The organism is Microbispora sp. NBC_01389 (assembly GCF_045040095.1).
GTDB lineage: Bacteria > Actinomycetota > Actinomycetes > Streptosporangiales > Streptosporangiaceae > Microbispora.
The window spans coordinates 5,380,147-5,406,960 of the sequence record NZ_CP109552.1 but is presented as its reverse complement, the minus strand read 5'-3'; the positions used below and the strand labels follow the sequence as shown (position 1 = coordinate 5,406,960).

At 71.3% G+C, this 26,814-nt stretch carries 23 protein-coding genes and 2 pseudogenes; 14 read left to right on the top strand and 11 right to left on the bottom strand.

Going from position 1 to position 26,814, the window contains the following annotated elements; translation table 11 throughout:
* The first annotated feature begins 202 nt into the window (after positions 1 to 202).
* The gene (locus OG344_RS23790; protein ID WP_405084969.1) at positions 203 to 1,309 is read left to right on the top strand and encodes a hypothetical protein; all 1,107 of its coding nucleotides are present in this window, start codon (positions 203 to 205) and stop codon (positions 1,307 to 1,309) included.
* On the opposite strand, the gene tnpC is transcribed toward OG344_RS23790, so the two are convergent.
* On the bottom strand, positions 1,275 to 2,774 hold the full coding sequence (gene tnpC, locus OG344_RS23785; protein ID WP_405084968.1) for an IS66 family transposase: 1,500 nt from the start codon (positions 2,772 to 2,774) through the stop codon (positions 1,275 to 1,277). The two genes, OG344_RS23790 and tnpC, sit on opposite strands and share 35 nt — an antisense overlap.
* A gap of 7 nt (positions 2,775 to 2,781) precedes the next feature.
* Between tnpC and OG344_RS23780 the strand changes: the two genes are divergently transcribed.
* From OG344_RS23780 to OG344_RS23770, 3 genes are read left to right on the top strand one after another with little or no spacing between them, the layout of a single operon-like run.
* Positions 2,782 to 3,354: a GNAT family N-acetyltransferase gene (locus OG344_RS23780; protein ID WP_405084967.1), complete on the top strand. Its 573-nt coding sequence runs from the start codon at positions 2,782 to 2,784 to the stop codon at positions 3,352 to 3,354.
* 26 nt (positions 3,355 to 3,380) lie between these two features.
* The gene (locus tag OG344_RS23775) at positions 3,381 to 3,854 is read left to right on the top strand and encodes a TIGR00725 family protein (protein WP_405084966.1); all 474 of its coding nucleotides are present in this window, start codon (positions 3,381 to 3,383) and stop codon (positions 3,852 to 3,854) included.
* Between the two features lie 27 nt (positions 3,855 to 3,881).
* The gene (locus OG344_RS23770) at positions 3,882 to 5,393 is read left to right on the top strand and encodes a hypothetical protein (protein WP_405084965.1); all 1,512 of its coding nucleotides are present in this window, start codon (positions 3,882 to 3,884) and stop codon (positions 5,391 to 5,393) included.
* Positions 5,394 to 5,509: 116 nt separating this feature from the next.
* On the opposite strand, the gene OG344_RS23765 is transcribed toward OG344_RS23770, so the two are convergent.
* Complete coding sequence (locus OG344_RS23765; RefSeq protein ID WP_405084964.1) at positions 5,510 to 6,148, bottom strand: hypothetical protein; 639 nt, start codon at positions 6,146 to 6,148, stop codon at positions 5,510 to 5,512.
* A gap of 111 nt (positions 6,149 to 6,259) precedes the next feature.
* Here OG344_RS23765 and OG344_RS23760 point away from each other — a divergent pair, with 111 nt between their 5' ends.
* Positions 6,260 to 7,027 (top strand): SDR family oxidoreductase, encoded by a 768-nt coding sequence (locus OG344_RS23760; protein ID WP_405084963.1) that lies wholly within the window; start codon positions 6,260 to 6,262, stop codon positions 7,025 to 7,027.
* A gap of 48 nt (positions 7,028 to 7,075) precedes the next feature.
* Here OG344_RS23760 and OG344_RS23755 read toward each other — a convergent pair whose 3' ends face one another.
* Positions 7,076 to 7,639, bottom strand: coding sequence for a hemerythrin domain-containing protein (locus OG344_RS23755; RefSeq protein WP_405084962.1), 564 nt, complete (start codon positions 7,637 to 7,639; stop codon positions 7,076 to 7,078).
* Between the two features lie 301 nt (positions 7,640 to 7,940).
* On the opposite strand from OG344_RS23755, the gene OG344_RS23750 reads away from it, so the two are divergent.
* Both OG344_RS23750 and OG344_RS23745 read left to right on the top strand, forming a co-directional pair.
* On the top strand, positions 7,941 to 8,393 hold the full coding sequence (locus OG344_RS23750; protein ID WP_327045481.1) for a cysteine dioxygenase family protein: 453 nt from the start codon (positions 7,941 to 7,943) through the stop codon (positions 8,391 to 8,393).
* Positions 8,390 to 8,821 (top strand): rhodanese-like domain-containing protein, encoded by a 432-nt coding sequence (locus tag OG344_RS23745; protein ID WP_405084961.1) that lies wholly within the window; start codon positions 8,390 to 8,392, stop codon positions 8,819 to 8,821. The genes OG344_RS23750 and OG344_RS23745 overlap by 4 nt, the downstream gene beginning before the upstream one ends.
* Before the next feature lie 118 nt (positions 8,822 to 8,939).
* Here the strand turns inward: OG344_RS23745 and OG344_RS23740 are convergent.
* Together OG344_RS23740 and OG344_RS23735 are read right to left on the bottom strand one after the other, a co-directional pair.
* Positions 8,940 to 9,104, bottom strand: a pseudogene (locus OG344_RS23740) (GntR family transcriptional regulator); the annotation flags it as partial.
* 205 nt (positions 9,105 to 9,309) lie between these two features.
* Positions 9,310 to 10,533 carry a saccharopine dehydrogenase family protein gene (locus OG344_RS23735; protein WP_405084960.1) on the bottom strand — a complete coding sequence of 408 codons (1,224 nt, stop codon included), beginning with the start codon at positions 10,531 to 10,533 and terminating at the stop codon, positions 9,310 to 9,312.
* A gap of 114 nt (positions 10,534 to 10,647) precedes the next feature.
* Between OG344_RS23735 and OG344_RS23730 the strand changes: the two genes are divergently transcribed.
* The 6 genes from OG344_RS23730 to OG344_RS23705 all read left to right on the top strand — a co-directional run bounded on the left by OG344_RS23730 (position 10,648) and on the right by OG344_RS23705 (position 16,502).
* Entirely contained in the window at positions 10,648 to 11,379 is a 732-nt protein-coding gene (locus tag OG344_RS23730; protein WP_405084959.1) for a TetR/AcrR family transcriptional regulator, read from the top strand.
* Between the two features lie 202 nt (positions 11,380 to 11,581).
* A complete protein-coding gene (mftA, locus tag OG344_RS23725) occupies positions 11,582 to 11,980 on the top strand; it encodes a mycofactocin precursor MftA (RefSeq protein ID WP_405084958.1) in 399 nt (132 codons plus the stop codon).
* On the top strand, positions 11,980 to 13,626 hold the full coding sequence (mftC, locus tag OG344_RS23720) for a mycofactocin radical SAM maturase (protein WP_405084957.1): 1,647 nt from the start codon (positions 11,980 to 11,982) through the stop codon (positions 13,624 to 13,626). The genes mftA and mftC overlap by 1 nt, the downstream gene beginning before the upstream one ends.
* Positions 13,627 to 13,643: 17 nt before the next feature.
* Positions 13,644 to 14,867 carry a pre-mycofactocin synthase MftD gene (gene mftD / locus OG344_RS23715; RefSeq protein WP_405084956.1) on the top strand — a complete coding sequence of 408 codons (1,224 nt, stop codon included), beginning with the start codon at positions 13,644 to 13,646 and terminating at the stop codon, positions 14,865 to 14,867.
* Complete coding sequence (gene mftE, locus OG344_RS23710) at positions 14,860 to 15,663, top strand: mycofactocin biosynthesis peptidyl-dipeptidase MftE (RefSeq protein ID WP_405084955.1); 804 nt, start codon at positions 14,860 to 14,862, stop codon at positions 15,661 to 15,663. The genes mftD and mftE overlap by 8 nt, the downstream gene beginning before the upstream one ends.
* Positions 15,660 to 16,502: a mycofactocin-coupled SDR family oxidoreductase gene (locus OG344_RS23705; RefSeq protein ID WP_405084954.1), complete on the top strand. Its 843-nt coding sequence runs from the start codon at positions 15,660 to 15,662 to the stop codon at positions 16,500 to 16,502. Before mftE ends, OG344_RS23705 begins: the two co-directional genes overlap by 4 nt.
* Here the strand turns inward: OG344_RS23705 and OG344_RS23700 are convergent.
* Positions 16,492 to 17,560: pseudogene (locus tag OG344_RS23700) on the bottom strand (RNA-guided endonuclease InsQ/TnpB family protein). The gene OG344_RS23705 and the pseudogene OG344_RS23700 overlap by 11 nt on opposite strands.
* Positions 17,561 to 17,697: 137 nt before the next feature.
* Between OG344_RS23700 and mftF the strand changes: the two are divergent.
* On the top strand, positions 17,698 to 19,257 hold the full coding sequence (gene mftF / locus OG344_RS23695) for a mycofactocin biosynthesis glycosyltransferase MftF (RefSeq protein WP_405084953.1): 1,560 nt from the start codon (positions 17,698 to 17,700) through the stop codon (positions 19,255 to 19,257).
* A gap of 111 nt (positions 19,258 to 19,368) precedes the next feature.
* Here mftF and OG344_RS23690 read toward each other — a convergent pair whose 3' ends face one another.
* The 5 genes from OG344_RS23690 to OG344_RS23670 form a co-directional block, all read right to left on the bottom strand.
* Positions 19,369 to 19,596 (bottom strand): acyl-CoA carboxylase subunit epsilon, encoded by a 228-nt coding sequence (locus OG344_RS23690; RefSeq protein ID WP_405084952.1) that lies wholly within the window; start codon positions 19,594 to 19,596, stop codon positions 19,369 to 19,371.
* Entirely contained in the window at positions 19,596 to 21,185 is a 1,590-nt protein-coding gene (locus tag OG344_RS23685; RefSeq protein WP_405084951.1) for an acyl-CoA carboxylase subunit beta, read from the bottom strand. The genes OG344_RS23690 and OG344_RS23685 overlap by 1 nt, the downstream gene beginning before the upstream one ends.
* 215 nt (positions 21,186 to 21,400) lie before the next feature.
* Complete coding sequence (locus OG344_RS23680; RefSeq protein ID WP_405084950.1) at positions 21,401 to 24,187, bottom strand: AAA family ATPase; 2,787 nt, start codon at positions 24,185 to 24,187, stop codon at positions 21,401 to 21,403.
* A gap of 436 nt (positions 24,188 to 24,623) precedes the next feature.
* On the bottom strand, positions 24,624 to 26,363 hold the full coding sequence (leuA, locus tag OG344_RS23675) for a 2-isopropylmalate synthase (RefSeq protein ID WP_405089159.1): 1,740 nt from the start codon (positions 26,361 to 26,363) through the stop codon (positions 24,624 to 24,626).
* A gap of 37 nt (positions 26,364 to 26,400) precedes the next feature.
* Positions 26,401 to 26,739 carry a hydroxyisourate hydrolase gene (locus tag OG344_RS23670; protein WP_327045464.1) on the bottom strand — a complete coding sequence of 113 codons (339 nt, stop codon included), beginning with the start codon at positions 26,737 to 26,739 and terminating at the stop codon, positions 26,401 to 26,403.
* Between the last annotated feature and the right edge of the window lie 75 nt (positions 26,740 to 26,814).

Here is a 26,814-nt window from a genome sequence, read left to right as displayed (position 1 = left end):
AGATGATTGCCGAACTTCCCGCATGGGCCGTGCGGCTCCGCGCCGAACGACGCGACCGGCTGTGGAGCCAGAAGGAGATGGCCCGTCGCCTGGTCGAAGCCGCCGACGAGGACACCCGCAAAGCCTGCCCGCCCGCGAAACCATCATCCGCAGGATCAAGGCGTACGAGGCCGGGCACAACGAACCCCGTGACCCCTACCGCATGCTCTACGCCCGAGCCTTTGGCATCACCGAACCCGACCTGTTCGGCGCCTCGCTGCCCGTTCTCCAACAGGACGACCCGGCCAGTGGTTACGAACGGCTCCGCCTCAGCCTTGACGAGGTGATGTCCGCCGGAGCCATGTCCGAAGCCGCGCTCGAACACTGGGAGACGACGACTCTCCTGCATGGAGAGGCCGTTCGCAGCCGATCTGCGAAAGTCCTGGTGCAGGATCTCGCGGCCGATCTCAATGACCTACGGCAGGTGATGGAGCGCCACCGATCGGCGTCCGCACTGCGGAGACTGACCCGAGTGGTCGCCCAGATGTCCGGCCTAATGTGCCTGACCTTGATTAAGCTCGACAACAGGACGGCTTTCCGAGGTTGGGCACGCACCGCACGCATCGCGGCCACCGAAGCGGGCGACACGACGACCCATTCCTGGGTCCTGGCTCAGGAGTCGTACGGGCACTACTACGCGGCTGACTACGCGGAGGCCATTCGAGTCGCCCAAGGAGCCCAGAGCGTCGCCTCATCCTGCGCCGGGGCGGTCCTGGGAGCCGCGTTGGAAGCCCGCGCGCACGCGGCTCTCAGCCCGTCCAGAGCGCCGGAATCCCGCGCCGCTCTTGCCCGCGCGAAACGAATTCTGGATGAGTTGCCGCCCGGCGAGGTCAACGCCTCTGCGTTCGGCTACAACGAAGCACAGTTCCGCTTCCACGAGGGCAACGTGTTCACTCATCTGGGCGACACGGCCGCGGCCTGGGCCGCGCAACAGTCGGCGCTGCGGCTGTGCCCTGAAGGCGATTACATGGACCGTACGCTCACCCGGCTCGATCGAACCATCTGCTTGGTCCGTGACGGGGACATGACCGGCGCGCTGGAGTACGCAACAGGCACTCTGGCTCCTCTGAGCAAGCAACAGCGGCTGGGGATCATCGCCGTACGTGGACGCGAAGTCCTCCGGGTCCTTCCCCGGCAGCAGGACCGGCCGGCTACACGCCAGTTGCGTGAGCTTCTGTCGCCCAGCACCTATCGAGGGGGTAACTGGATAGGTCCTTCGGCTGGTGCGTGTGATGTCACGCAACTGCGAGTAGCGCGCCGCCTTGGGTGACGTCGCGGAGGCGGTCCAGGAGTGTGAGTGGCCGGGCGGTTCCGGGCAGCCAGGGGCGCCCCTCGGCGAGTTCGACCAGGGCGTGGAAGAAGTGAACGCCGTGTTTGTGTGCGGTGGCCAGGTAGCTGCGGATCGCGCAGAACTGCTGCGCTCCGGCCAGGGTACGCAGGCAACCGGACACCTTCTGCCTCAGCTTGATCATCCGGATCTCGCGCTCGGCCGCATTGTTATCGAAGGGCACCCGCTCATCTCGGGTGAACCGCAGGTAGTCGTCGCGGCGGTCAAGCATCCGCCTGGCCAGCGCGTTGTGCTTCTTCATCAGTTTGCTGGAGCGAGCAGCGGTGTCGTTCTTGGCGATCGTGGCGGCGGCGCGCCACAGCCGGGCCTGCCCGGTCAGGGCGGCCTGGTCCAGGTGCTTCAGCCCACCGGCCTCGATCGCGGCTTCGACCAGAGCTTTCATCTCGATCAGAGCGTCGCTCGCCTGCCGGGCCCAGCACCAGTCCCCTTCGGGGGTGGTGTCAACGACCTGCTGCAACTCACGCAACAGATGAGCACTACACAGAGCATGCGTGGCATCGGTGTAGGTGTCGTAGGGCGCCCAGGCGTCGTGCACCGCGACCCCGGTGAAGATGGGCAGGACCCCGGCGGCGTCCATGGCCTCGACACCACGCTTGCGATGCACGGTGATCAGGCTCCACTTCCCCGTGGAAGCCGAGTGCACCCAGTACAGCCGCCCCTGGACCCGGAACCCGGTCTCGTCGAAATGCGCGACCGGCGCGGCGGCGATCTCCCGGACCGCGCGGGCCAAGAACCCGTCCAAGCGGGCGGCGGCGCGCCTGCCCACGTTCAGCACGGTCGCTCCGCAGACCGGAACGCCGAACAATTCCTCCAGCGCCTTGGCGGTGCGGTCCTTGGACAGGAACTGCCCGATGTACAGGTACAAGATGATCGCGGTGATCCGGGTGCCGTACTGCACCGCCGCCGTCACACCCTCCGGAGCCTGTCCGCGGGTAACGGTCCCGCACGAGCACTGCCGCGCAACCAGTTGATGCTCGGTGACCTCGACCGTGATGGGCGGGATGTCGAACACCTGGCGGCGCTCCATACCCGCCTCGGGCGCGCCGGCCAGGCTGTTGCCGCATCCCCGGCACGCGTGCGGTTCGTGCCGCTCGCGCCGGGTCGGGTTGTCGACTATCTTCAGCGTCTCGCCCGGATGGCCCTTGGCCCGGCCAGGCTTACGCTGCCCGGTCTTACGCAGCGATTTCGGCGCGGGTTTGGCAAGTCCATCCGACGATGGAGGCTTGGAGGAGTTGCCAGAGTTGAGCCCGAGCCGTGCCTCCAGATCAGCGATCCGCGCGTTCGCCTTGGCCAACTCACCGCTGGCCTGCTCCAGCATGTCGCTCAGCCGTACCACCAGCGCTGCGAGCTCGTCGTACGACGGCTTCGGCACGGAGGAGATCGACACCCGACAGATGATCGAGCATCACGCACTGCTGATCAAATCGGACACCCTTGCGAAGAGCCTAACCAGTTACTCGAGGGGAAGAGCAGGCATGACCGTAACCATAACGTCAGCGAGTGCCGAGCACACCGACGCGATCGTCATCCTCCTTGAGGAGATGGACCGCTTTTACGGGGCAACGCAATTCGAGTCCTTCGACGTTCGGACGCACCAAGTGCGACAGGCGCTCTTCACCGATCCACCCGCCGCGCATGCGCTTCTCGCCTGGGACTGTGGACAGCTTGTGGGGATCGCCTCGTACTCCTTCCTGTGGCCCGCCGTCGGGCTGGCACGGTCGCTGTATCTCAAGGAGCTCTTCGTCAGCGGCTCACGACGCCGGGCCGGAGTAGGAACGTCGCTGATGAACGCGCTTCTCGACATCACGGCGAAGCTGGGGTGCAGCCGCATCGAGTGGACAACTGACCACGGAAACGCAGCCGCCCAGCAGTTCTATGAGAAGCTGAATCTGTCACTGCTGCCATCCAAGCTGTTCTATCGAGCTGACGGCGATCTGCTCCCGCGTTCAGCCGATTCCTGGTCCTGACTCGCACCGAGTGGGATGCTCGCAGAATGGCGATTCAGGTTTCGGTGTGCGGGCCCCGGGACTGCACGGCCGAGGACGAGCGCAACGCGCGTGAGGTCGGTCGGCTTTTGGCCGAGCGCGGCGCGGTGGTGATCTGCGGCGGATACACCGGAGTGATGGCAGCGGTGACGGCGGGAGCGCGCTCCGCCGGCGGGACCGTCGTCGGCATCCTGTCCCGTCCGGACCGCGAGCACGCCAACCCCGACCTGAGCATCGTGATCCCCACCGGAGTCGGCGAGGCGCGCAACAACATCATCGTCAACTCCGGGGACGCCGTGATCGTCATCGGCGGCTCCTGGGGCACCCTCTCCGAACTCGCCCTCGCCATGCGTCACGGCCGAGCCCCCGTCGTTCAGCTCGGGGGCTGGCGCCTCCTCGACCAGCACGGCGATCCGGTCCCAGGCATACGGCACGCCACCTCGCCCGATCATGCCCTGGAACTGACGGGCCTCTGGTCGTAGTCCCCGTCTGACAAGAAGGTGCACGCGGTGACCGCCGAGCTTCCCCTGTGGGCCGTACGGCTCCGCGCCGAACGACGCGACCGGCTGTGGAGCCAGAAGGACATGGCCCGTCGCCTGGTCGAAGCCGCCGACGAGGGCACCCGCAACGGCCTTCCCGCCCGCGAGACCATCATCCGCCGCATCAAGGCCTACGAGGCCGGGCACAACGAACCCGGCGACCCCTACCGCATGCTCTACGCCCGGGCCTTCGGCACCACCGAGGCCGATCTGTTCGGCTCGGGACGGCAACGGTTCCTCTCCGCCGTCGGTGCGCCGGATCCGGACCTGTACGAGCGCATCACGAAGGCCATCGGGTGCCCGCGGCGCGTGGATGTCGCCACGATCGAGTGGCTCGAACGCTGCCTGGGCGAACACCGCCGCGTCGAGGACACTTTGGGAAGCGGCCCGCTGCTTCCGGTCGTGCGGGCCCAACTCGACGCGATCACTGCGCTCGCTCAGGGGGCTCCGCGACCGCTCGCGGACCGCGTGGCCGCCATGCTCGGGCAGTACGCCCAGTTCATCGCCTGGATGTACCAGGACTCCGGCGACCATGCCGCCGCGCTCGCCTGGTACGACCGTTCCCACGGCTGGGCGCTGGAGGCGTGTGACGCGGCCCTGGCCTCCACCACGCTGAACATGCGCGCCCACCTGGCCTGGAGCATCGGTGACCAACTCCGCTGCGTACGGCTCGCGGAGGCGGCGCGCTGGCACGACGGGCGGACGACCCCTGGTGTACAGGGCATGGCGGCCCAGATGGCGGCGCGGGGCCATGCCGAAATGGGCGAAGCCGAAGCAGCGCGGCGGCTGCTCGAAGAGGCCGAGGCGCTGATCCGGGCAGCGGGCGGACATCCCGAGGACGAGCCGCCGTGGATGTACTGCTACGACGACGGCTGGTTCGACATGCAGCGCGGAATGGCCGAACTGGCCCCCGGCGACGGCCCGCGCGCGGTGCGGTTCCTCGACCGCGGCTTGGCGACCCTGCCGGCGGAGTACCGGCGCGACCACGCCTGGTCGGGACATGCCTGGCGCGCGCCCACGTTCGGGCAGGTGACGCCGAAGCCGCCGAGCACCTCGCGGTGGCAGTTGCGCCCGACGCCGTCGCCGTCAACCGCTACGCCGTTCACGACCTGCGGGAACTGGCCGGCGAACTGCACACCGTCCACCCCCGAAGCGCACAGCGGATCGAAGACGCCCTGCGGGCTGCCGCCGAGCGATGACAACCCCGACACTCGCTCTACTCCTGTGGTGTCTGCCTGCCGGGATCGCCCAAGCCGACCTGGCGGAACCCATCCGGGCGGTCCGGCACGAACTCGGCACTCCTGTCGGAGTGGCCAATCCTTATCCGTACGGGAGAAGGGCAATCGATCTCGTCGCCGCGCGCCCCACGTTCCTCAGGCAGATCAACCCCAGCATGCTGAAGGCGTGCCAACTACCCGACCTGCTGCAGGATGCGCAGGGAAAGATCAAACGCCCCAGCCGATGGTGATCAGAAAAACATAGAGCCCGTCCGAGGACGGGGCTCCGGGCCACCCATCGAGATGGATGGTGCAGTGAGGGCAGTAAACGGGTTCGCTTACGTGTCTGTCAAGGCACTCACCGTAATCGAGGGACGCGACCTAAGGGAGTTCGTACGGCGACGGCTCGGTGAAGCGTTCCTGTCCCAGGACGGCGAGCAGCCGCAGCTTCTCGTAGCCCTCGCTGCGCGGAGGGGCGGTGAGCACGAGCAACGCCTGCGACTGGTCCTCGGTGAACAGCACCTGACAGTCCAGCTCGATCGGGCCGAGCTCGGGATGGATGAGCGTCTTGTGGTCCTCGAAGCGCTTCGCGACCTCGTGCCGGTCCCACAGTTCTGCGAACTCGGCGCTCGTCTTCCGCAGCGCCCGGACCAGCTCACCCGCCCGGGACCGCTCCCCCATCGACCCGTACGCGACGCGCAGGTTCGCCACCTGGGCGCGGCTCTGCCGGTCACGGTCGTCCTCGGGATAGCGCAGCCGCTCCGAGGGATCGGTGAACCACCGGTAGATCTCACTGCGGGCAAGGCCCGTGTAACCGGACCTGTCGCCGAACAGCGCGTCCGCCATCCGGTTCTGCACCAGCGTCTCGCCCAGGTAGTCGGTGGACATCGCCGCGAGCGCCGCGACCTCCTCGCGCCGCAGTCCGGGCGTACGGCGGCGGGCTCCGGCCGCGAGCCCGACGTCCTCCGGACGCAGGGCCTCACGGCGGCGGAGGAAGTCGGCGAGTCCGGCGCGGTCCATGCGCCCAGTATCCGCCCGGCGCCCGCGAGGCGATGACCGCCAACGGGGGACCGCTGATCCCCCGATAAGCGCTCTCTGCACCCGCGGCGGGCCGACGGCGAAAATGGGAGCATGGACATCTCGGGAAACACCATATTCATCCCCGGCTCCACCAGCGGGATCGGGCTCGCGCTCGCCGTCGCGCTGCACGACAGGGGAAACACGGTCATCGTCGGCGGACGGCGGGCCGACCTGCTGGAGCGCATCGCCGCCGAGCATCCCGGCATCGGCACCGTACGGATCGACACCGCCGACGCCGCGAGCATCGAGGCCGCCGCGAAGGACGTGCTGGCGAGATATCCGGACCTCAACGTGCTCGTCACGATGGCCGGCATCATGCGCGTCGAGGACCGGCACCGGCCCGAATCGTTCCTCGCCTCCGCCGAGGCGGTCGTCACGACCAACCTGCTCGGCACGATCCGCCTGATCGCCGCGTTCGTCGAGCACCTGCGGGCGCAGCCGGACGCCACCATCGTGACCGTCTCCTCGGGCCTCGCGTTCGCGCCGCTCAAGGCCACCCCGAGCTACAACGCGTCGAAGGCCGCCATCCACATGCTCAGCGAGTCGCTCCGGCTGCAGCTCGCCGACACGAGCGTGAAGGTCGTCGAACTCGAGCCGCCGTCCGTCCGCACCTCGCTGCTGCCGGGCCAGGAGGACAGCGAGGCGGCGATGCCGCTCGACGAGTTCGTGGCGGAGGTGATGGAGCTGTTCGAGACGCGGCCCGACGCGAAGGAGATCCAGGTCGAGCGGGTGAAGTTCCTGCGGTACGGCGAGGCGCGCGGCGACTACGACCAGGTCGTCGCGAGGCTCAACGCGTCCGACCCGCACGGCAAGGAGTAGCCGGGCGCGCGGCGCCGGGGCGGGCGACGGCCCGCCCCGGCGGACGGCTCAGTCCTTGTTCGACTGCCGCCAGTCGCGCACCGCGTCGCGGATCTTGTCGAACACCGCCACCGGCGGGCCGGTCAGCATGTTCACGGTCGCGGACTCCCCGGCGCCCGGGTGCGGCCGGGTCGGCGCGATCGCCTCGGCCGCCCGTACGGCGCCGGCCATCCGGCGCAGCCGCTCGGCGGAGAGCTCCTGGCGCAGGCGGGGGAACTCCTCCTGCTCCTCGTGCGTGGCGTGCTCGACGACCGCCTTCTCCAGCATGGCGAGCCTGGCGTCGAACTCGGGATGGTTCACGCCGAGGTCGTACAGGTCGGAGAGGGCGTGCTTGGCCTCGCTCTCCTCGTGCAGGCGGGCCTCGACGACCTCGTCGCCCGCCGACGAGCGCGCGGCGGGGTGCACGACCTGCTCCTCCGCGCTCTCGTGCACGGCCAGCAGCCGCACGAGGTCGTTGAACAGGTCGCCCTTGCGCTCGCCGTCCGCCACGACGATCCCGGCGAACAGGCCCTTGATCTGCTCGTGCTGCGCCAGCAGCAGGTCGATGACATCGCGGTCTTCGGTAGTGGTCAACTCGGTCACCTTTCGCTTCGGAACTGTGGCTCGCTTCGGGGCTTGCACTTCGGCAACCGGGGCCCACCTGCCCCTTTCCCACTCCCCTATGCCTGCCGTCCGCCGGATCCACCGGATCCCCTAAACCCCGCTTTCCAGGTTGACTTAGTGGGTATTTCTGTCGCATCCTTGGCGCATGCACCTGGAGACTCTCCACTGGTCGAACCTGCCCGTCGATCTCCGCAGGCAGGCGAGTGCTCTGTGTACGGCCTCCGCACCCGAGTGAGCACAGGCATCGGAACCGTACGACCAGGAGCATGGAATGACCGCTAACGCATCCACCCTCACCCGCACTCGGCTGGCCGACATCGCCCACGCGCTGGCCACCTCCCCCGACGAATGGATCCAGCGCGTACGGCTCAGCACCGACGGCCGCTGGTACGAGCGCCTGCACGGCGACGACGACCACGAGATCTGGCTGATCAGCTGGCTGCCCGGCCAGTCGACCGGGTTCCACGACCACGGCGGCTCGCGGGGTGCCTTCGCCGTCGCCCTCGGCAGCCTGCGCGAGCACGACCTGACCGTCGAACGGGATCTCGACGCCGGTGACGCGCGTGAGTTCGGGCCCGACTACGTGCACGAGGTGCGCAACGTCTCGTCCGCCCCGGCGGTCAGCGTGCACGTCTACTCGCCCCCGCTGTCGAGCATGAATCGCTTCGACCTCACCGACGGCCGGCTGACCAGGATCGCCGAGGAAGGCGCGGAGCAGTGGTGACGGGCGCGGCGGCTCCGGTCCGCCCGACAGGTGCCCGGAGCATCGACGAAATCCTCGCCGACAGCCGGCGCCGCCTGCGCCGGCTCACGCCGGAGGAGGCGTACGGCAGGGTCCAGGCAGGCGCACTGCTCGTCGACATCCGCCCCGCGGCCCAGCGGGCGGCGGAGGGCGAGGTGCCCGGCGCGCTGATCGTCGAACGCAACGTCCTGGAGTGGCGCTTCGACCCCGCCCAGGACGCCCGGCTGCCCGAGGCGACCGGATACGACGTGGAGGTGATCGTGATCTGTTCCGAGGGCTACACGTCGAGCCTGGCCGCCGCGTCGCTCCACGACCTCGGGCTGACGCGCTCCTCCGACGTCGTGGGCGGGTTCGTGGCCTGGCGGGCCGCGGGACTGCCCGCGACCGGCGGGCGTCCCGCGCCCTCCTGAACAGCCCGCCCGAACAGCCCTTCCGAGACCAGACCGCCGCGCTCTCCTTCTCCGCCGCGACCGTGGTGCCCACTCCCGGGCACCGCGCGATGAGGCCCTCGTCCCTGAGCAGGTCGAGGGCGTCTCTGACGGTGTTGCGCGAGGCCCCGAACTCCCGGGCGAGAGCGGCCTCCAGGGGCAGGTGGCCACCGTCGAAACCACCGCGCACGATCTCGCACCGCAGCAGGTCGGCCACCTGGCGGGCCCGGTCCGCCCGCCGCCGCCTCACATCCGCCAGCTCCATGGGGAAGAAGCCCAGCTTCCCCGTAGGAATATATGGATAACGGCCGGATTACGCCACCCCGAGCGGCCTCTCCATACCGCTGACCTGGTGGTACGCCCGCACAGAGCCGAGAACCGCCGCCCTCCGCCGTTCCCTTCACCCGTCTCCGCAGGCGACGGCGGCCTCGGGCGCGGGCTGGCCGGGCGGGCACCGGCCCGCGCCGGGCTCACTGCTCGCGCAGGCCCCAGGGGGTGCCGTACGCGGTGAGCAGGTCGAGGAAGGGCCGCGGCGGGAAGGCCTCGGGCCCCAGGACTCCGGCGCCGGACCAGGCGCCGGAGGCCATCAGTTCGAGGGCCACGACCGGGTTGACGGCGGTCTGCCACACCACCGCCTGGGAGCCGTACTCGCGCATGGACCACTGGTTGTCGACCACGTGGTAGAGGTACACCTCGCGCGGGCCGCCGTCCTTGGTGCCCTTGACCCAGGTGCCCGCGCACGTCTTGCCGCGCATGCGCTCCCCGAGGGTCGCCGGGTCGGGCAGGCACGCCGCGACCACGTCCCGCGGGGACACCTTGACGGCGGTGCCGCCCCCGGCGGCGACCTGGACGGGCTCGGTGCGGTCCAGCCCCAGCAGATGCAGGGTCCGCAGCGTGTCGATGAACTCCGCGCCCAGCCCGTACTTGAAGGTTACCCGCTCGGCGTCGATCCAGCGGGGCATGAGCAGGACCTCCTCGTGCTCGACGTTGACGCACTCGACCGGGCCGATGCCCTCGGGGAAGTCGAACACCTCGGGCTCGCTGAAGGGCGGGGTGGTGAACCATCCCCGGCCGGCCTCGTAGACCACCGGGGGGTTCAGGCACTCCTCGATCGTGGTCCAGATGTTGAACGACGGCGCGAAGTCGTATCCGTCGACCGTGAGGTCGGCGCCGTCCCGTACGCCGATCTCCTCGATGTGGTCGAAGAGCTCGTCGGCGGCGTACCGGGCGAACACGTCCGACAGCCCGGGCTCCACGCCCATGCCGACCAGCGCGAGCCTGCCTGCCCGCTCCCACTCGGCGGCAGTCTCGAACTGGGCGTCGCCCAGCTTGACCCCGCACTCCTCGTGCGGACGCTCCGGATGGGGCCGCGACAGCGACATCGCCATGTCCAGGTAGTGCGCGCCGGCCGTCAGCGCCGCCCGGAACAACGGCATGACGAACCGCGGGTCCGTGGCGTTGAGCAGGACGTCGCAGCGGTGCTCCGCCAGCAGCGCCGCGACCGCGGCCTCGTCACTCGCGTCGGCCCGGCGGGCGCTGAAGCGGGCGCCCGCCTCCCCGAGCGCGGCGACGGCCGCCTCGGCCCGGGACAGGTCGTAGTCGGCGACGACCATGTGCTCGAAGAAGGACCTGCGGGCCGCGATCCGGGTGATCGCCGTACCCACTCCACCGGCTCCGACAAGCAGCACACGCATGGTACAAACATCCCTTTCTTGGACAAACAGCTCTGATGTGTCGATCCAACGCCACCATCACCCCGAACGTCAATGGCGTTGGCATAAGGTGGGCGGCGAGGAGAGGGGGACGCCGTGCCGAAGCCGGTGGTGGGCGAGTCGTCGCGCCGGAGGCGCCGTCCGACGAAAAGCGGGGTGGTCCTCTCCGAGGGCCTGATCGTGCGGACCGCGCTGCGCATGCTGCGCGAGCACGGCCCCGCCGGGCTCACCGTACGGCGGCTCGGTCTCGCCCTGGGAGCCGACCCCAGCACGCTCTACCGTTACTTCAGGGGCGTCGACGACCTGACCCTCGCCATCGGCGACCTGCTCATCGGGCGGGCGATGGACGGCTGGCGCGGCGGCGGCGACTGGCGCGCCGGCCTTCGCGACCTGGGCCTGCGCATCCACGCCGCCTACCTCGAGCACCCGCAGGCCGCGGTGCTGACCGCCAGCCGCATCAGCGGCAAGGCGCACGAGATCGCGGCCGACGAGGCGATCCTCGGGCTGCTGCGCGGCGCCGGGTTTCCCGACCATGTGGCGGTCGGCGTCTACCACACCTTCATCGACATGACGCTGGCCTTCGCGGCGCTGGACGCGGCCTCCCTGGCGCTGCCCGCCGAGGCGCGCGAGGCCGACGAGGAGATCTGGCGGGCGACCTACGCCCGCCTGCCCCGGGACACCCACCCCAACATCGCGGCGGTCGCCCCCCTGCTGGTCGCCCACATGAACGACAGCGCCTACCCCGCCGCCCTGGAGATGCTCCTCGACAGCGCCGCGTCGCGGCTCAGGCGCTCCATGTCCCCGTCGGCTCGGCCCGGCCGGGACTGAGCCCGCCGGAGTCGCAAGGGGGCAGGCGCGGGGACGGGTGAGGGCGGGGGCGGGCAGGCAGGGGCAGGGCCGGAGGCCGGGAATGCTGCGGGCGGCCGGGGCGAGGGCCGGGCAGGCGAGGGCCGGGCAGGCGGGGACCGGGGCCGCCCGGACAAGGGTGCCTAGGGGTTTTCCACGCCTATCGCGCCTTTTAGTGTGATTGGTGTTTCAGCAGAAAGGCGAGTTCGCCTCCTTCAAGTTCGCTCGAACCGAGTGGACTCAGATCGAGCCCACTCGAATCGCGACCGTCGCGGCGGTATTCCCTTCCCCCACATCACGAGAGCGCCGGCGGTTCCGCGAGGACGCCCCGGCCCGCCTCTCGCCACACGAATATCCCGAAAACCCGCTCGATCCAGATAACCCGCTCAACCCAGATAACCCGCTCAACCCAGATAACCCGCTCAACCCAGATAACCCGCTCAACCCGGAAGACCACGTTCCGCGCCCCAAGGAAGGAGCAGCCATGGAGGAGACGACCGTTCCGGCCGAGGCGACGGAGGAGCTGACGGCGGAGACGCTGATCGAAGAGGTGTCGATCGACGGCATGTGCGGCGTCTACTGATGACCGATCCCCTGGACGAGGCCTGGGAGCTGTCTCCCCGAGTGGCCCTGCGGCCGGAGCCGTTCGGGGCGCTGGCCTACCACTTCGGCAACCGGCGGCTGACCTTCCTCAAGCGCCCCGAGCTGGTCTCGGTGCTCCGCGACCTCTCCGGCGAGCCCGACGCCCGTGCCGCGCTGACCCGCGCCGGCGTTCCCGCCGGCCGGTGGCCCGCGTACGCGGAGGCCCTGAGGGGCCTCGCCGGCGCGGACATGATCAGGCCGCGCGGGCAGGCGGAGACGAACCGGGCCCGCCCGGCCCAGGGCACGGCAGCACAGGGCACGGCAGCACAGGGCACCGCAGGCCAGAGCACCGCAGGCCAGACCATCGCGGCTCAGAGCGGGGCGGCGCACATCGCGGCAGCGCAGGCCGGTCCGGCGCGGTCAGGGACGGTGAGCGGGTCGCTGGCCAAGCGGTTCGAGTACGGCCTGGCCGCCCCCATCTGCCTGACCTGGGAGCTCACCTACGCCTGCAACCTGTCGTGCGTACACTGCCTGTCGTCGTCGGGTCGGCGTGACCCGCGTGAGCTCGCCACCGCCCAGTGCGAGGCGGTGATCGACGAGCTGCAGGCGATGCAGGTCTTCTACGTCAACATCGGCGGCGGCGAGCCGACCGTGCGGCCCGACTTCTGGCACCTCGTGCAGTACGCCGTGAACCACCAGGTCGGGGTGAAGTTCTCGACCAACGGGACGCGCCTCACCCCCGAGCGGGCGCGGTTCCTCGCCGCCACGGACTACGTCGACGTCCAGGTGTCGCTCGACGGCGCCACCCCCGAGGTCAACGACCGCGTCCGCGGCCCCGGGTCGTACGAGACGGCGCTGCGGGCGCTCGACAACCTCGCCGCGGCCGGGTTCGCCGACGCGAAGCTCTCGGTGGTCGTGACCCGCGAGAACGCGGGCCAGCTCGACGAGTTCAAGGCCATCGCCGACGAGCGCGGGGCGACGCTCCGGCTCACCCGGCTGCGCCCGTCGGGGCGGGGCGCCGACGTGTGGGACGAGCTGCATCCGACGGCGGCCCAGCAGCGCGACCTGTACGAGTGGCTGCTGCGCGCGGGCGAGGACGTGCTCACCGGCGACTCGTTCTTCCACCTCGCGGGGTACGGCGAGGCGCTGCCGGGGCTGAACCTGTGCGGCGCCGGCCGGGTGGTCTGCCTGATCGACCCCCTGGGCGACGTGTACGCCTGCCCGTTCGCGATCCACGACCGCTTCCGCGCCGGCAACGCGCTCTCCGACGGCGGGTTCGCCGCCGTGTGGCGGGAGTCGGAGCTGTTCGGCGACCTGCGGTCGCCGCAGACCTCGGGCGCGTGCACCGGATGCGAGTTCTTCGACTCGTGCCGGGGCGGGTGCATGGCGGCCAAGTTCTTCACCGGCCTGCCGCTCGACGGGCCCGACCCCGAATGCGTGCAGGGACACGCCGCCGCCGCGCTCGCGGCGGGCGGCCGTACGGTGCCCCGGCCCAGCCAGGACCACTCCCGCCGCCCCGGCGCCCGGCGGGCCGGAGCCGGGCCGGTTCCGGTGCGCATCGGACGCCGTCCCTCCCCCGCCGCACCGCCCGTGCACGCGTGCGCGGAGAGCCCGCTCGCCGGGTTCACCCCCTCATCCGACGTGTAGCGGAAGGACGACAGCTCGTGGCCGCGAACGCCTGGTTCGAGACGGTTGCGGAGGCGCAGCGCAGGGCGCGGCGCCACCTGCCGAAGTCGGTGTACTCCGCGCTGCTCGCCGGTTCCGAAAGGGGCCGGACGTACCACGACAACACGGCCGCCTTCGCCGAACTCGGCTTCGCGCCGCACGTGGCCGACCTGCCCGCCAAGCGCGACCTGGCCACCACCGTCATGGGACAGCAGATCTCCCTGCCGGTGCTCATCTCCCCCACCGGGGTGCAGGCCGTGCATCCCGACGGGGAGGTCGCGATGGCGCGCGCCGCGGCGGCGCGCGGCACGATCATGGGGCTGAGCAACTTCGCGAGCAAGCCCGTCGAGGAGGTCGTGGCCGCCAACCCGCAGACCCTCTTCCAGATGTACTGGATGGGCACCCGGGAGACCATGGCCGCGCACATGGAGCGGGCCCGCGCCGCCGGGGTCAAGGGGCTGATCGTGACCCTGGACTGGACGTTCTCCCACGGCAGGGACTGGGGCAGCCCCTGGATCCCCGACCGCCTGGACCTGAAGGCGCTCGCCCGCTTCGCGCCGCAGGGCCTGACCCGGCCGCGCTGGCTGCTCGGCTTCGCCAGGACCGGCCGCCTGCCCGACCTCACCGTTCCCAACGTGGCGGAGCCCGGCCGTCCCGCGCCGACGTTCTTCGGCGCGTACGGCGAGTGGATGCAGACCCCGCCGCCCGGCTGGGAGGACGTGCGGTGGATGCGCGAGCAGTGGGACGGCCCGTTCATGCTCAAAGGCGTCTCCCGGCTCGACGACGCCCGCCGCGCGGTGGACGCCGGGGTCACCGCGATCTCGGTGTCGAACCACGGCGGCAACAACCTGGACGGCACGCCCGCGACCATCCGGCTGCTCCCGGGCATCGCGCGGGTGGTCGGTGACCAGGCCGAGGTCCTGCTCGACGGCGGCGTACGGCGCGGGGGCGACGTGGTCAAGGCGCTCGCACTCGGCGCGCGGGCCGTGATGATCGGACGCGCCTCGCTGTGGGGCCTCGCGGCGAACGGCCAGGCGGGGGTGGAGAACGTGCTCGACGTCCTCAGGGGTGGCATCGACTCGGCACTGCTCGGGCTGGGCCGCGCGTCGATCCACGACCTGGAGCCCGACGACGTGCTGGTCCCGCCGGGCTTCACCCGGGAGATCGGGGCCACTCGCGAGATCGGGGCCGGCGGGGAGATCGGGGCTCCACGCGATGCGTGAGAGGGGCGAAGGCGAAGGCTGCCTGGCGGACCTGTCGTGGCCCGCGCTGCCGCCCTCGCCGACCGTGCTGGTGCCGCTCGGCTCCACCGAGCAGCACGGCCCGCACCTGCCCCTGCACACGGACACGGCGGTCGCGGCGGCGGTGGCGAGGGCCGCCGCCGCCCGCCTTCTCGCAGCGGCTCCGGACGACCCCGTCCTCGTGGCGCCGGCCGTCGCGTACGGCGCGAGCGGCGAGCACCAGGACTTCCCCGGCACGATGTCCATCGGGACCGCCGCCCTCCGGTTCCTGCTCGTCGAGCTCGTCCGCTCCCTGTCCCGCTGGGCCGGGCGCGTCGTGATCGTGAACGGTCACGGCGGGAACCTCGGCGCCCTCACGGCCGCGACGTCGCTGCTGCGCGGCGAAGGCCACGACGTGTGCTGGGCGCCGTGCGCGGCCGGGCCGGCCGACGCCCACGCCGGTCACACCGAGACCTCGCTCATGCTGCACCTGGCCCCGGGCCTGGTGGACATGGCCCGGGCGAAGCCGGGCAACCTCGCTCCGCTCGCCGAGATCATGCCCGACCTCGCGGCCGGGGGCGTCGCCGCCGTGTCGCCCTCCGGCGTGCTCGGCGATCCGACCACGGCCACCGCCGGGGAGGGAGGCCGCCTGCTCGACCGGATGGCCGGCGACGTCGCCGCCCGCATCCGGCACGGACGGGCCGACCACACCGGCCGCCTCCTGCCCGCACCCGCCCCGCCGTCCGGAGCCGCAGCCGCAGCACCCACCCCCGCCCCCGCGACGGCCTCCCCGACATGAGCCAGGTGAGCGGCGGGAGCGGCGGGAGCGGCCGGGACGGGGGCCCTCGGGTCGCCCTGGTGACCGGGGCGGCACGCGGGATCGGCGCCGCCGTCGTGCGGACGCTGTGCGCCAGGGGCTACCGGGTGGTCGCGGTCGACTCGTGCGCGGCGGACGGCCCGGCCCGGCCCGCCGGGGTGACCTACCCGCTCGCGGCCGACGCCGACCTGAAGTCGCTGGCCGACGACCTCCCCGGCGTTGTGGTGCCGTACATCGCGGACGTGCGCGACCGCGACGCGCTCGCCCGCGCCGCCGCCGTGGCGGCGGACCGCTTCGGCCGGCTGGACGCGGCCGTGGCCGCCGCGGCGGTCATGGCCGGCGGCCTGCCGCTGTGGGAGACGCCGGACGCGCACGTCCGCGCGCTGTGGGAGACCGACGTGCTCGGGGTGTGGAACACCGCCGCGGCGTGCGTCCCGCACCTGCTGGCGGGGCCCGAGCCGGGAGCGTGCCGCTTCGTCGCGGTCGCCTCGGCGGCCGGTTCACACGGGCTGTTCCGCCTGTCGGCGTACACGATGGCCAAGCACGCGGTGGTCGGGCTGGTGCGCGGCCTCGCGGCCGACCTGGTGGGCACCGGGGTGACCGCTGCGGCCGTCTCCCCCGGTTCGACCCGCACGCCGATGCTCGCCGCCACCGCCGAGGTGTACGGCCTGGACGGCGTCGAGGGCTTCGCCTCGTCCCAGCTGCTGCGCCGCCTGATCGAGCCCGCCGAGATCGCCGAGACGATCGCGTTCTGCTGCTCTCGCGAGGGAGGCGTCGTCAACGGATCGGTGATATCGGCGGACGGAGGCTTCACCCCTTGACATCTTCCCCTCCCTGACGGGAGGGGATTCCAACCCTCACAGGTTGGTCTTCCTGCTTCGCCGCCGGTTGCCCGCTCGGAGGACTCCGTTGAGGTCTTACACCAGCTCCACAGGCGTTTCACCTCTCCGCCGGCCCGGCGGCGAGGATGTTCCTGGCAGCGTTGACATCCCGGCCATGGACCGCGCCGCAGGCGCACTCCCACTCCCGGACGTGCAACGGCATCGCCTCGGCCAGCGCCCCGCAGGCCGAGCACAGTTTCGAGCTGGGGAACCACCGGTCGATCACCACGAGTTCCCGCCCGTACCACTGCGCTTTGTACGCCAGCATCGAGCGGAGTTCCCGCCAGGAGGCGTCGGAGATGGCGCGGGCCAGCGAGTGGTTCTTGACCATGGCGCGGACTGTCAGGTCCTCGATCACGACCACTTGGTTCTCGCGGACGAGCCGAGTGCTGAGTTTGTGCAGGAAGTCCCGGCGCCGGTCGGCGATCCGCGCGTGCAGGCGGGCGACCTTCACCCTGGCCCTGGCCCGGTTGCTGCTGCCTGTGGTTTTGCGGGCGAGGGCACGCTGAGCCCTGGCCGGTGCGCGCCGGTCGGCCCGCTCATGCCGGGGGTTGGTGATCTTCTCACCGGTCGAGAGAGTCACCAGGGCGGTGATCCCCGCATCCACCCCGACCGCGTCCCCGCTGGGGGTGAGGGGGCGGATCGTCTCCTCCACCAGGAGGGACACGAACCACCGGCCCGCCGCGTCCTTGCTCACCGTCACGGTGGACGGCTGCGCCCCTTCCGGGAGGGGACGCGACCACACGATGTCCAGCGGGATGTCCATCTTCGCCAGCGTGAGCTGCCCGTCGCGGTAGCGGAACGCCGAGCGGGTGTATTCGGCCGACGCCCGCGACTTCTTCCGCGACTTGAAGATGGGGTACCTGGCCCGCTTGGCGAAAAAGTGCGTAGACCAGGCGCACGCACCCGAACGTCCGGGCAAGCTCGGCGGCCTGCTCGGGGGTGGGATAGAAGCGGTACTTGTAGGCCCGCTTCACCGTCTGCGCCACGCCGCACATCATGCCACCCGATCAGCTGACGCTCGCGTGAATTCGCACAGCGGTTCGCCTTCCGGCGAAACGCCTACCCCCGCCCCGCTCCGTAGGGAGCCCGATCCCTCCCCCACCTGCAGGCGGGGGTTTCCTCGGAGGCATTGATGACCCACGATCAGATCACCCGCGACGAGATCCCGGACAACCCGACATCCGGCGACCCGGCTCTCAATGACCGGGCCGACGGCGGCCTCGGCCGCGGGGGCGGGGGCGAGGGCGAGGGCGAGGGAGCGGGTCCCCGTACGCCCGGCCGGCTTCCGGACGGTTTCACCGTCAGGCTGAACCGGCGGGTCCGGGTCCGCGACGGCGGCCGCACCCTCGTGGGCGGCGCGCCGACGCGCGTCATGTACCTCACCAAAGCCGCCGCGGATCTGTTCGACGGCCGTAGGCTGCGGGTCCGCGACCGCGTCTCGGCGCTGCTCGCCGACCGGCTGCTGGAGGCGGGCCTGGCCGACCCGGTCGTCGAAGACCTGCCCGGTCTCGACCCCTCCCAGGTGACGGTGGTCGTGCCGGTGCGCGACCGTCCCGCCGCGCTCGACCGGCTGTTGTCGGGCATCGGCGGCCGGCACCGGGTGATCGTGGTGGACGACGCGTCGGCCGCCCCGGACGCCGTCGCCGAGGTCGCGGCGGCGCACGGCGCGGTGCTCGTCGCGCTGGCGGAGAACGCCGGCCCCGCCGCGGCCCGCAACGCGGGCCTGCGCCGCGTGACCACGCCCTACGTCGCCTTCGCGGACTCCGACGTGGTTCTCGAACCCGGCACGGTGCCGACCCTGCTCCGGCACTTCGCCGACCCCCTGGTCGCCGTGGCCGCGCCGCGCGTGCTGGGGCTCCGCCTGCCGGGCCGGGACCGCTGGATCCGCCGCTACGAGGACGCGCGGTCCTCCCTCGACCTGGGCCTCGACCCCGGCATCGTACGCCCGAGGGCGCCGGTCTCCTGGGTCCCGAGCGCGTTCCTGCTGGCGCGGGCCGACGCGCTCGGCCACGGCTTCAGCGCCGAGATGCGCGTCGGCGAGGACGTCGACCTGGTGTGGCGGCTGGCGCGGGCGGGCCGGCGGGTGCGCTACGAACCGGCCGCGACGGTGCGGCACGAGCACCGCACGGTGGTCCACGACTGGCTGCGGCGCAAGGCCTTCTACGGCACCGGCGCCGACCTGCTCGCCCGGCGCCACGGCCGCGACGTGGCCCCCGCCGTGCTGGCGCCGTGGAGCGCGGCCTTCGTGCTGGCGCTGCTGGCGCAGCGGCGGTGGTCCCTGCCGGCCGCGGCGCTGATCTTCGCGGGCACGGCCGCGACGATGTCGGCCAAGGTCAGGCGGAGTGAGCACCCGGTGCGCCTCGCCCTGACGCTGACGTCCGACGGTGCCGTCGCCGCCGTCTGGCAGGCGGCGGCGCTCCTGCTCCGCCACTGGTGGCCGCTCGCCGCCGTCGGCTGCCTGCTGTCCAAGCGCCTCCGCCGGGCCGTGGCCGCCGTGGCCGTCATGGACGCGCTGACCGATCTGCGGCGCACCGGCGCGCATCTCGACCCGGTCCGCTACGCCGTGGCCCGGCGCCTGGACGACGCGGCGTACGGGTCCGGTCTGTGGCTCGGCGCGATCCGCGGGCGCTCGGTGCGCGCCCTGCTGCCCGACATCCGCTGGAAGACGCGTTCGTCGAGGCCGTCCCGATAGAAGCCGTCCGCCTGGAGAACGTCCGCCTTGGAGCCGTCCGCCTGGAGAACGGCCGCCTGGAGAAGCCGGTGAGCCGCCGCCCCGGGAGCGCCCGGGACGGCGGCCGCGGCGTCACCGGACACCGGTGAGCGCGTCGGTGCGGTGACACGCCACCCAGGACCGGGGCGACCCGTAGTCCGGCAGGCGCAGCCGGGGCCGGGGCCTCTTCGGCCCGGCGACCGGCGCGAGTTCTCCGTTGTCCGCGCGGTCCGCCGCGACGGCGTACAGGGCGCACACCAGCGCGCAGATCTCCTCCTCGGTGGGGTTTCCCGCGACCACCCGCAGTTCGGCGCCGGCCATCACATCGGGGGGTTTCCGTGCTTGCGCCGCGGCTCCGACGCCTGCTTGGCCCGGAGCAGACCGAGCGCCCTGGTCAGGGTGGCCCTGGTCTCGCCCGGGTCGATGACGTCGTCCACCAGTCCGCGCTCGGCGGCGTAGTAGGGGTGCATGAGCTGCCGGCGATACTCCTCGACCCGCCGGGCGTGCGCCTCGACGGGGTCGTCCGCCGCGGCGATCTCCCGGCGGAAGATGACGTTGGCCGCGCCCTCCGCGCCCATGACCGCGATCTCGTTGGTCGGCCAGGCGAAGGACAGGTCCGCGCCGATCGACCTGGAGTCCATCACGATGTACGCGCCGCCGTACGCCTTGCGCAGCACCATCGAGATGCGCGGCACGGTCGCGGCGCAGTACGCGTAGAGCAGTTTGGCGCCGTGCCTGATGATGCCGCCGTGCTCCTGGTCGGTCCCGGGCAGGAAGCCCGGCACGTCGACCAGGCTGACCAGCGGGATGTTGAAGGCATCGCACATCTGGATGAAGCGCGCGCCCTTCTCCGACGCCTTGATGTCCAGCACCCCGGCCAGGTGGGCGGGCTGGTTGGCGACGATGCCGGTGACGTGGCCGTCGAACCTCGCCAGCCCGCAGATGAGGTTCTGCGCCCAGCCCGCGTGGAACTCGAAGAACTCCCCGTCGTCGACGATCTCCTCGATCACCGCCGACATGTCGTAGGAGATCGCCGGATCAGCCGGCACCAGGTCGAGCAGGGCGTCGTTGCGCCGGTTCGCCGGGTCGGTGCAGGTGATCGACGGCGGCAGTTCCTGGTTGTTGGCGGGCAGCAGGGACAGCAGATAGCGGACTTCCTCAAGACAGGACACCTCGTCGGGGCAGACGAACCCCGCCACTCCGGAGAGTGTGCCGTGCACCCGCGCACCACCGAGGTCGTCGGCGCTGATCTCCTCACCGGTCACCGCCTTCACGACGTCCGGGCCCGTGATGAACATCTGGGCCGTGTTCTGCACCATGAACACGAAATCGGAGAGAGCCGGCGAGTACGCCGCTCCCCCCGCGCACGGGCCGAGCATGACGTTGATCTGTGGAATCACTCCCGACATCCGCACATTGCGCCGGAAGATACCGCCATAGCCGGCAAGCGCGGTCACGCCTTCCTGGATCCGCGCCCCGGCGCCGTCGTTCAAACCGATCAGCGGCACCCCGGCGGCCTCGGCCAGATCCATCACCTTGTGGATCTTCTCGGCGTGTGCCTCGCCGAGCGCGCCGCCGAACATCCGGAAGTCGTGGGCGAAGACCATGACGTCACGGCCGTAGACCTTGCCCCACCCCGCCACCACACCGTCGGTGTACGGCCGGCGGTGCTCCAACCCGAAACCGGTGGCCCGGTGCTGCCGGAACGCCTCCACCTCCACGAACGACCCGCTGTCGAGGAGCACGTCCAGGCGTTCCCGCACGGTGAGCTTGCCCTTGGCGTGCTGGCGCGCGGTCGCCTCCTCACTCGGGCCAGAATGGATGCTCTCCTTGAGCACCTGCAAATCCGCCAGCCGTTCCCGCATCGATTCTTTCGGCAGGTCGCTGACCCGCGTGACCACGGTCCCCATATGTATTCCTCCTGACGGCACAACCGGGTGCCCTCAGGGTAAGGCGGCCGATGAACGCGACAACACCCCTAAAAAGGACGGCGACCGCGCCAATAGGACGCGACCCAAAAAGGACCGGAAACAGTCCGGATATCGGTGTTCCGGTCCACCGGTGGCCGGCCCCTTACGGGCCGGCCACCGGGACCGCAGTGGCGTCACGTGGGACCACGGTGAACTCAGCCGACGGCGGCCCCGCCGAACTCGAGGACCGCGGGCAGGTCGGCCCGGCTGCTGATGTCGAGCTTGCGGTAGATCCGGGTGAGGTGCTGCTCCACCGTGCTCACCGTCAGGTACAGCTCACCGGCGATCTCCCGGTTGGTGTGCCCGGCGGCGGCCAGCACCGCGACCCGGCGCTCGGCCTCGCTCAGCAGCGCTGCACTGCCCCCGCTCAGCGCCGGGGCGGCCTGCCTGCCGGTCTCGGCCGCCGCCGGCGCGCCGCCGATCTCGGCGCCGCACTCCTTCATCAGGGCCCGCGCCCGGATCATGATCATGCCAACCCTCCGGTGCTCGCCCAGGCCGCGGTAGGCCTCCGCGAGGTCGAGGAGCGATCGGGCCTGCTCGTAGCGGTCGCCGCCGTTCTGCAGCAGGTCGGCGGACTTGCGCAGGAGCATCGGCCGGTGCCGCGGCTCGCTGGTGGCCGCCAGCAGGCGGATCGTCATGCCGAGCTCCCGCGGCGTGCGGGAGTTGCAGCGGGACAACTGGTCCTCGATCAACTTCGCGGCCTGCTCGGAGCGCCCCATCTGCAGGCAGGCCTCGGCGGCGTTCGCCCGCCACGGCAGCAGGCCCGGCACGTCCAGGCCCCACCTGCCGGTCAGCTCGCCGCAGAGCTGGAAGTCCCGCAGGGCCAGCGCCGCCTGCCCGACCGCCAGGCTGTAGCGGCCCCTGGCGTACAGGTAGTGCAGGCCGTACCGGCTCTCGAACATGGCGTCCAGCACGGGCCGGTCGAGGAGGTCGTGCACGTCGTCGAACCTGCCCATTGCGGTCAGCGCGATCACCAGGCTGCCGAGCGGGCTGCCCACCGTGACACCCCAGCTCGTGATGGGCATGAACTCCAGCGCGGCCCGCGCGTACTGCTCGGCGCTGACCATGTCGCCCTGCCGTACGGCCATCTCGGCGCGGATGGCCGAGAGCCTGGCCTGGCGGCTCGGGGCGCGCCGCGAGGACGCCTCGACGCTGAACAGGTCGCACAGCGGCGCGGCCTTCTCCGCCTGCCCGCCGTAGGTGAGCGCGAGCAGCGCGCACTCGACGGTGTCCATCGACATCTCGTCCAGGCGGGCGAGCCGCAGGATGCGCTCGACGGCGATCAGGGCGCCCTCGTGCGGGCCGTTCACGAGCACCTGTGCGAGCGCGGTCGCCGTCTCCAGGCGCCGCCCCGCGGCCACCGACACCAGTGCTGTTCCGGTGTCCGCGCGCGGCTCGCCGAGCGTGGACGCGAAGGCGGGATGGGTGGCGCGCAGCCACGGGCGCGCGATGTTGAGCTCCATCACCGTCTCGGGGTCGCTCTCGTATCCCGCGGTGGTCAGGTGCGCGATCACGTCCTGCGCGTCGTCGTACCTGCCGTGCCAGAGCAGCGCGCGGGCCAGGACCACGCCGTCGCCGCCGCGCAGGTGGCCGCGCTGCATGGCCTCGGTGAGATCGGCCAGGTGCCGGTCGGGCGCCTCGGGGTTGATGCGCCACTCGGCGCGCACCAGCATCGTGGCGATCTTGAGACGGCGCCTCTCGTCGGTGCACGCCTGCCACGCGAGGCGCAGGTAGTCCACGCCACGCTCAGTCCGGCCCTCGCGCAGCGCGTCCCTGGCCGCGTCCTCCAGCACCGGCACCACCCAGGGAGCGTCGATCGGGCCCGCCTGGACGAGGTGATCGGCGATCACCGACGTGGCCGCGCCGTCCGCGTGCGCCAGTTCGGCGGCGCGGCGGTGCAGGTCCCGGCGCTCGTCGAGGCCCACCTCGGCCAGCACGGCCGTACGGGCCGACTCGTGCCGGAACCGGCCCACGCTGAGCACGCCGCCGGCCGTCAGCGCGTTCATTGCCCTGCTGGTGTGGGTGTGGCCCAGGCCGAGCAGCCGGTCGAGCGAGTCGGTCTCGCCGAGCACCGCCAGGCACCGGGCGATCCGGAGCAGCTCGGGCTCGCCCCGGTGCAGGCAGGTCAGCACGGCCTGGCCGTACCGCTCGCCGGCCACCGGCTCGTCCGCCGCCGGCTCGCCGTCCCGTTCCCGCGCGGACGGGCCGCCGAGGTAGTCTTCGATGAGGGCGGCGGCCAGCAGCGGGTTGCCGGCACTGTAGGCGTACCAGTCCTCGGCGAAGCGGACCGCGACCTCCTCGCCGGCCCGCTCGCGCACAAGCGTGTGCACGCCCTGCCGGGACAGCGGGTTGAGGTGCACGACCCCGCAGTACGGCTGGCGCAGCAGGTCGGTCCAGAAGAAGGTGTCGGTGCTGCGCACGTAGTCGGAATAGCTGAAGATCGCCATGATCCGGGCGAAGCGTACGCGCCGGGCGAGGTAGGCCAGGCACAGCAACGACGGGCGGTCGGCGTAGTGCACGTCGTCGACCACGATCACCAGGGGATAGCGCTCCGACAGCTCCAGCAGCACGGTGCACAGAGCGTGCGCGATCTGGGCGTCCACCTGGTCCAGGGTCTCGGAGGCGAGCCCGGAGCTCATCGCGGTCCGCTTGCCCTCCTCGAGCAGCGCGAGCGCTCGCACGCGCTCCTCCTCCACCAGCGGCGCCTCTTCGATGAGCTGGCCCAGCACGCCGAGCGGCAGGTCCTGCTCCATGCGGGACGCGGTCGCGGCGACGGGCAGGGCGCCCAGCTCCACGGCCTGCCCGGCGAACGCGTCGAGCAGCGCGCTCTTCCCGGTGGCGACCGTGCCGCTGAGCATCGCGACCTTGCCCTTGCCGGTCAGTGCGGCCGCCAGCATCTCCTGTAACGAGGCCAGTGCCTCGTCTCTCTCGATCAAGTTCATCAAGCGGGCCCCCTCCAGCTGAGCTTCCGTCCTTACGAATGGACGCTTGCCTGCTTGTTGGAGACGATGTTCTCGCTGGCCGCTTTTGGATCTCTATCGCGCGCTTATCCCGTGCCCCGGCGTCCCCGCCACGGCCTCCTGAGCTGTGTCTCCACGCTCCGGGACGCCACGCTCCGGGACGCCACGCACCGGAAGACACCTCACGCACCGGGGCGGGACGCGCGACACCCGCCGCCCCCGGCCGTAGCAGGACGGAGGCGGCGGGTGTCGCGTCAGAACTTCAGCGGGCGGCCGGAGGGAGTGCGCAGGTCGGGCGCTTCGTCCCGGGCGGCGGGACGTCCCGAGGGCCGGCTCTTCTTCAGCTGCTTTCGCGTCATCGCGTCGTGCCCTTCCGTGCGGAGCCCGTGGACGAGGGCCGGAGGATGGTCGTGCGCGGTCACGCGGTGGTGGCCAGCCGCCGCCTGCGCGGGCGCGCGTGCGCGTCGCCCGGTTCGCGGTGGTGCCTGCCGGAGGGCTCGGCCCGCCGGGCGGCCCGGTGGACGACGGCCTGCACCGCCCGGAGCGCGGCCGCCTCGGCGTCCCCCTCGATTCCCACGCCCCAGTGCGTACGGCCTCCCAGGCGGCACTCGGCGTAGACCGCGACGCCCGCCGCGACGTCCCGCTCCCCCTGGCCGACGCCGGTCCGGTGGACGGCGCGGACCTCGATCCCCCAGTCGGCGAGGCTTACCCGGAGCGCCTGCAGCGCGTCCGCGCGCTCGGCGCCCACCTCGAAGCCTCCGCCGTCCACGTGCAGTTCGACGGCGAGCGGCTCCGGCCCGAAGACGGGCGGCCCGGGCGGGCACGTGTACTCGCTCTCGAACAGGTCCCGCACCCCGCTGGGGGTGATCTCCATGCCTTCGCTGTCGGCCCGCCGCTGCACCACCCGGGCGAAGTCGATCTGCAGGTCACGCGGCAGGTGCCTGCCGTACCAGGTGCTCATGATGTAGGCGACGCCGCCCTTGCCGGACTGGCTGTTGATCCGCACCACGGCCTCGTAGGTCCGGCCCACGTCCGCGGGGTCGACGGGCAGGTACGGCATGGCCCAGGGCATCTCGTCCATCGGGGCGCCGTGCGCGGCCGCCTCGCGCTCCAGCGCGTCGAAGCCCTTCTTGATGGCGTCCTGGTGGGAGCCGGAGAAGGAGGTGTAGACGAGGTCGCCCCCGTAGGGGTGACGCGGGTGGACCGGGATGCCGTTGCACTCCTCGACCACGCGGCGGATCGCGTTGAGGTCGGAGAAGTCGACACCCGGGTCGACGCCGTGGCTGAACAGGTTCATGCCGAGCGTGACCAGGTCCACGTTGCCCGCGCGCTCGCCGTTGCCGAACAGGCAGCCCTCGATGCGCTGCGCGCCGGCCATCATGGCCAGCTCCGCCGAGGCGACGCCGGTCCCCCGGTCGTTGTGCGGGTGGATGGACAGGCAGACGTGCTCCCGCCGGGACAGGTTGCGGTCGAGCCACTCGATCTGGTCGGCGAAGACGTTGGGCGTGCTCCGCTCGACGGTCGTCGGGAAGTTCAGGATGATCTCCCGCCCGGGGCCGGGCTGCCAGACGTCCATGACCGCCTCGCAGACCTCCAGGGAGAAGTCCAGCTCGGTGTCGTTGAACAGCTCGGGAGAGTACTGGAAGCCCAGGTCGCAGTCGCTCAGCGTCTTGTCCGCGTATTTCATCATCAGGCGCGTGCCCTGGACGGCCAGGTCCTTGCACTCGTCCCTGGTCATCCCGAACACCAGCCGCCGGAACAGCGGCGACGTCGCGTTGTAGAGGTGGATGGTGGCGCGGGGAGCGCCTTCGAGGCTCTCCACGGTCCGCCGGATCAGCTCGTCGCGCGCCTGCACCAGAACGGAGACGCGCACATCGTCGGGAATGAGGTCGCGCTCGATGAGCTCACGCAGGAAGGCGTGGTCGTCCTCGCTCGCCACGGGAAAACCGACTTCGATCTCCTTGTAGCCCATCCGGACCAGCAGATCGAACATGGCCGTCTTGCGCGCCGGGCTCATCGGACTGACCAGCGACTGGTTGCCGTCGCGAAGGTCGGTGGAAAGCCAGCGAGGCGCCCGCGTGATGACGTTGTCGGGCCAGCGGCGGCCGGACATCCGGACGGGTTCGGGGGCGCGGTAGCGCCGCAGCGCCTTGGTCATCCTCGTCAACGGAAGATCCCTTCTCTCTGGCTCAGGGTTAACCGTTCGAACCGAAATACGTCGAATAAGAACAAGGCGACAGTGTCACCTGGATCTGGAAGGAGGACACGTCACCGATGATGCGGAACATCACGGCGATCTCCGGATATGCGGCGGCCATTCCGAGATTGACGAAGTAGTGGTCGCTGTCGAATATCATGCGGTAGAGCCCGCGCTCCAACTGGGCGGTGTCCCATCCCTTCACGACGCCCGCACCGTCGGTCTCGGCGGTGGTCACGTGCCACCAGATGCCGTCGACCTCGCGCTCCAGGCGCAAACGAACGCCGGCCGCACCACGGCCGAAAACGCTGTCCAATGCCTGCGCCGTTATGTTCATCTCTCAGCTCACACCTGTCTATCGGACCCTGGGGACCGATCTCGAAGTCTCCGGTGACGTTTTCCGGGTCGCTTC

What these genes read in the sequence shown, in the direction of transcription:
- OG344_RS23775 (WP_405084966.1), top strand. Translation starts at nt 3,381, where the DNA reads ATGGCGATTCAGGTTTCGGTGTGCGGGCCCCGGGACTGCACGGCCGAG.
- OG344_RS23765 (WP_405084964.1), bottom strand. Translation starts at nt 6,148, where the DNA reads ATGGACCGCGCCGGACTCGCCGACTTCCTCCGCCGCCGTGAGGCCCTG.
- OG344_RS23690 (WP_405084952.1), bottom strand. Translation starts at nt 19,596, where the DNA reads ATGGCCGGCGCCGAACTGCGGGTGGTCGCGGGAAACCCCACCGAGGAG.
- OG344_RS23780 (WP_405084967.1), top strand. Translation starts at nt 2,782, where the DNA reads ATGATCGAGCATCACGCACTGCTGATCAAATCGGACACCCTTGCGAAG.
- OG344_RS23760 (WP_405084963.1), top strand. Translation starts at nt 6,260, where the DNA reads ATGGACATCTCGGGAAACACCATATTCATCCCCGGCTCCACCAGCGGG.
- mftF (WP_405084953.1), top strand. Translation starts at nt 17,698, where the DNA reads ATGACCCACGATCAGATCACCCGCGACGAGATCCCGGACAACCCGACA.
- mftC (WP_405084957.1), top strand. Translation starts at nt 11,980, where the DNA reads ATGACCGATCCCCTGGACGAGGCCTGGGAGCTGTCTCCCCGAGTGGCC.
- OG344_RS23685 (WP_405084951.1), bottom strand. Translation starts at nt 21,185, where the DNA reads ATGGGGACCGTGGTCACGCGGGTCAGCGACCTGCCGAAAGAATCGATG.
- mftE (WP_405084955.1), top strand. Translation starts at nt 14,860, where the DNA reads ATGCGTGAGAGGGGCGAAGGCGAAGGCTGCCTGGCGGACCTGTCGTGG.
- leuA (WP_405089159.1), bottom strand. Translation starts at nt 26,363, where the DNA reads ATGACCAAGGCGCTGCGGCGCTACCGCGCCCCCGAACCCGTCCGGATG.
- OG344_RS23790 (WP_405084969.1), top strand. Translation starts at nt 203, where the DNA reads ATGCTCTACGCCCGAGCCTTTGGCATCACCGAACCCGACCTGTTCGGC.
- OG344_RS23670 (WP_327045464.1), bottom strand. Translation starts at nt 26,739, where the DNA reads ATGAACATAACGGCGCAGGCATTGGACAGCGTTTTCGGCCGTGGTGCG.
- OG344_RS23680 (WP_405084950.1), bottom strand. Translation starts at nt 24,187, where the DNA reads ATGAACTTGATCGAGAGAGACGAGGCACTGGCCTCGTTACAGGAGATG.
- OG344_RS23735 (WP_405084960.1), bottom strand. Translation starts at nt 10,533, where the DNA reads ATGCGTGTGCTGCTTGTCGGAGCCGGTGGAGTGGGTACGGCGATCACC.
- OG344_RS23750 (WP_327045481.1), top strand. Translation starts at nt 7,941, where the DNA reads ATGACCGCTAACGCATCCACCCTCACCCGCACTCGGCTGGCCGACATC.
- OG344_RS23705 (WP_405084954.1), top strand. Translation starts at nt 15,660, where the DNA reads ATGAGCCAGGTGAGCGGCGGGAGCGGCGGGAGCGGCCGGGACGGGGGC.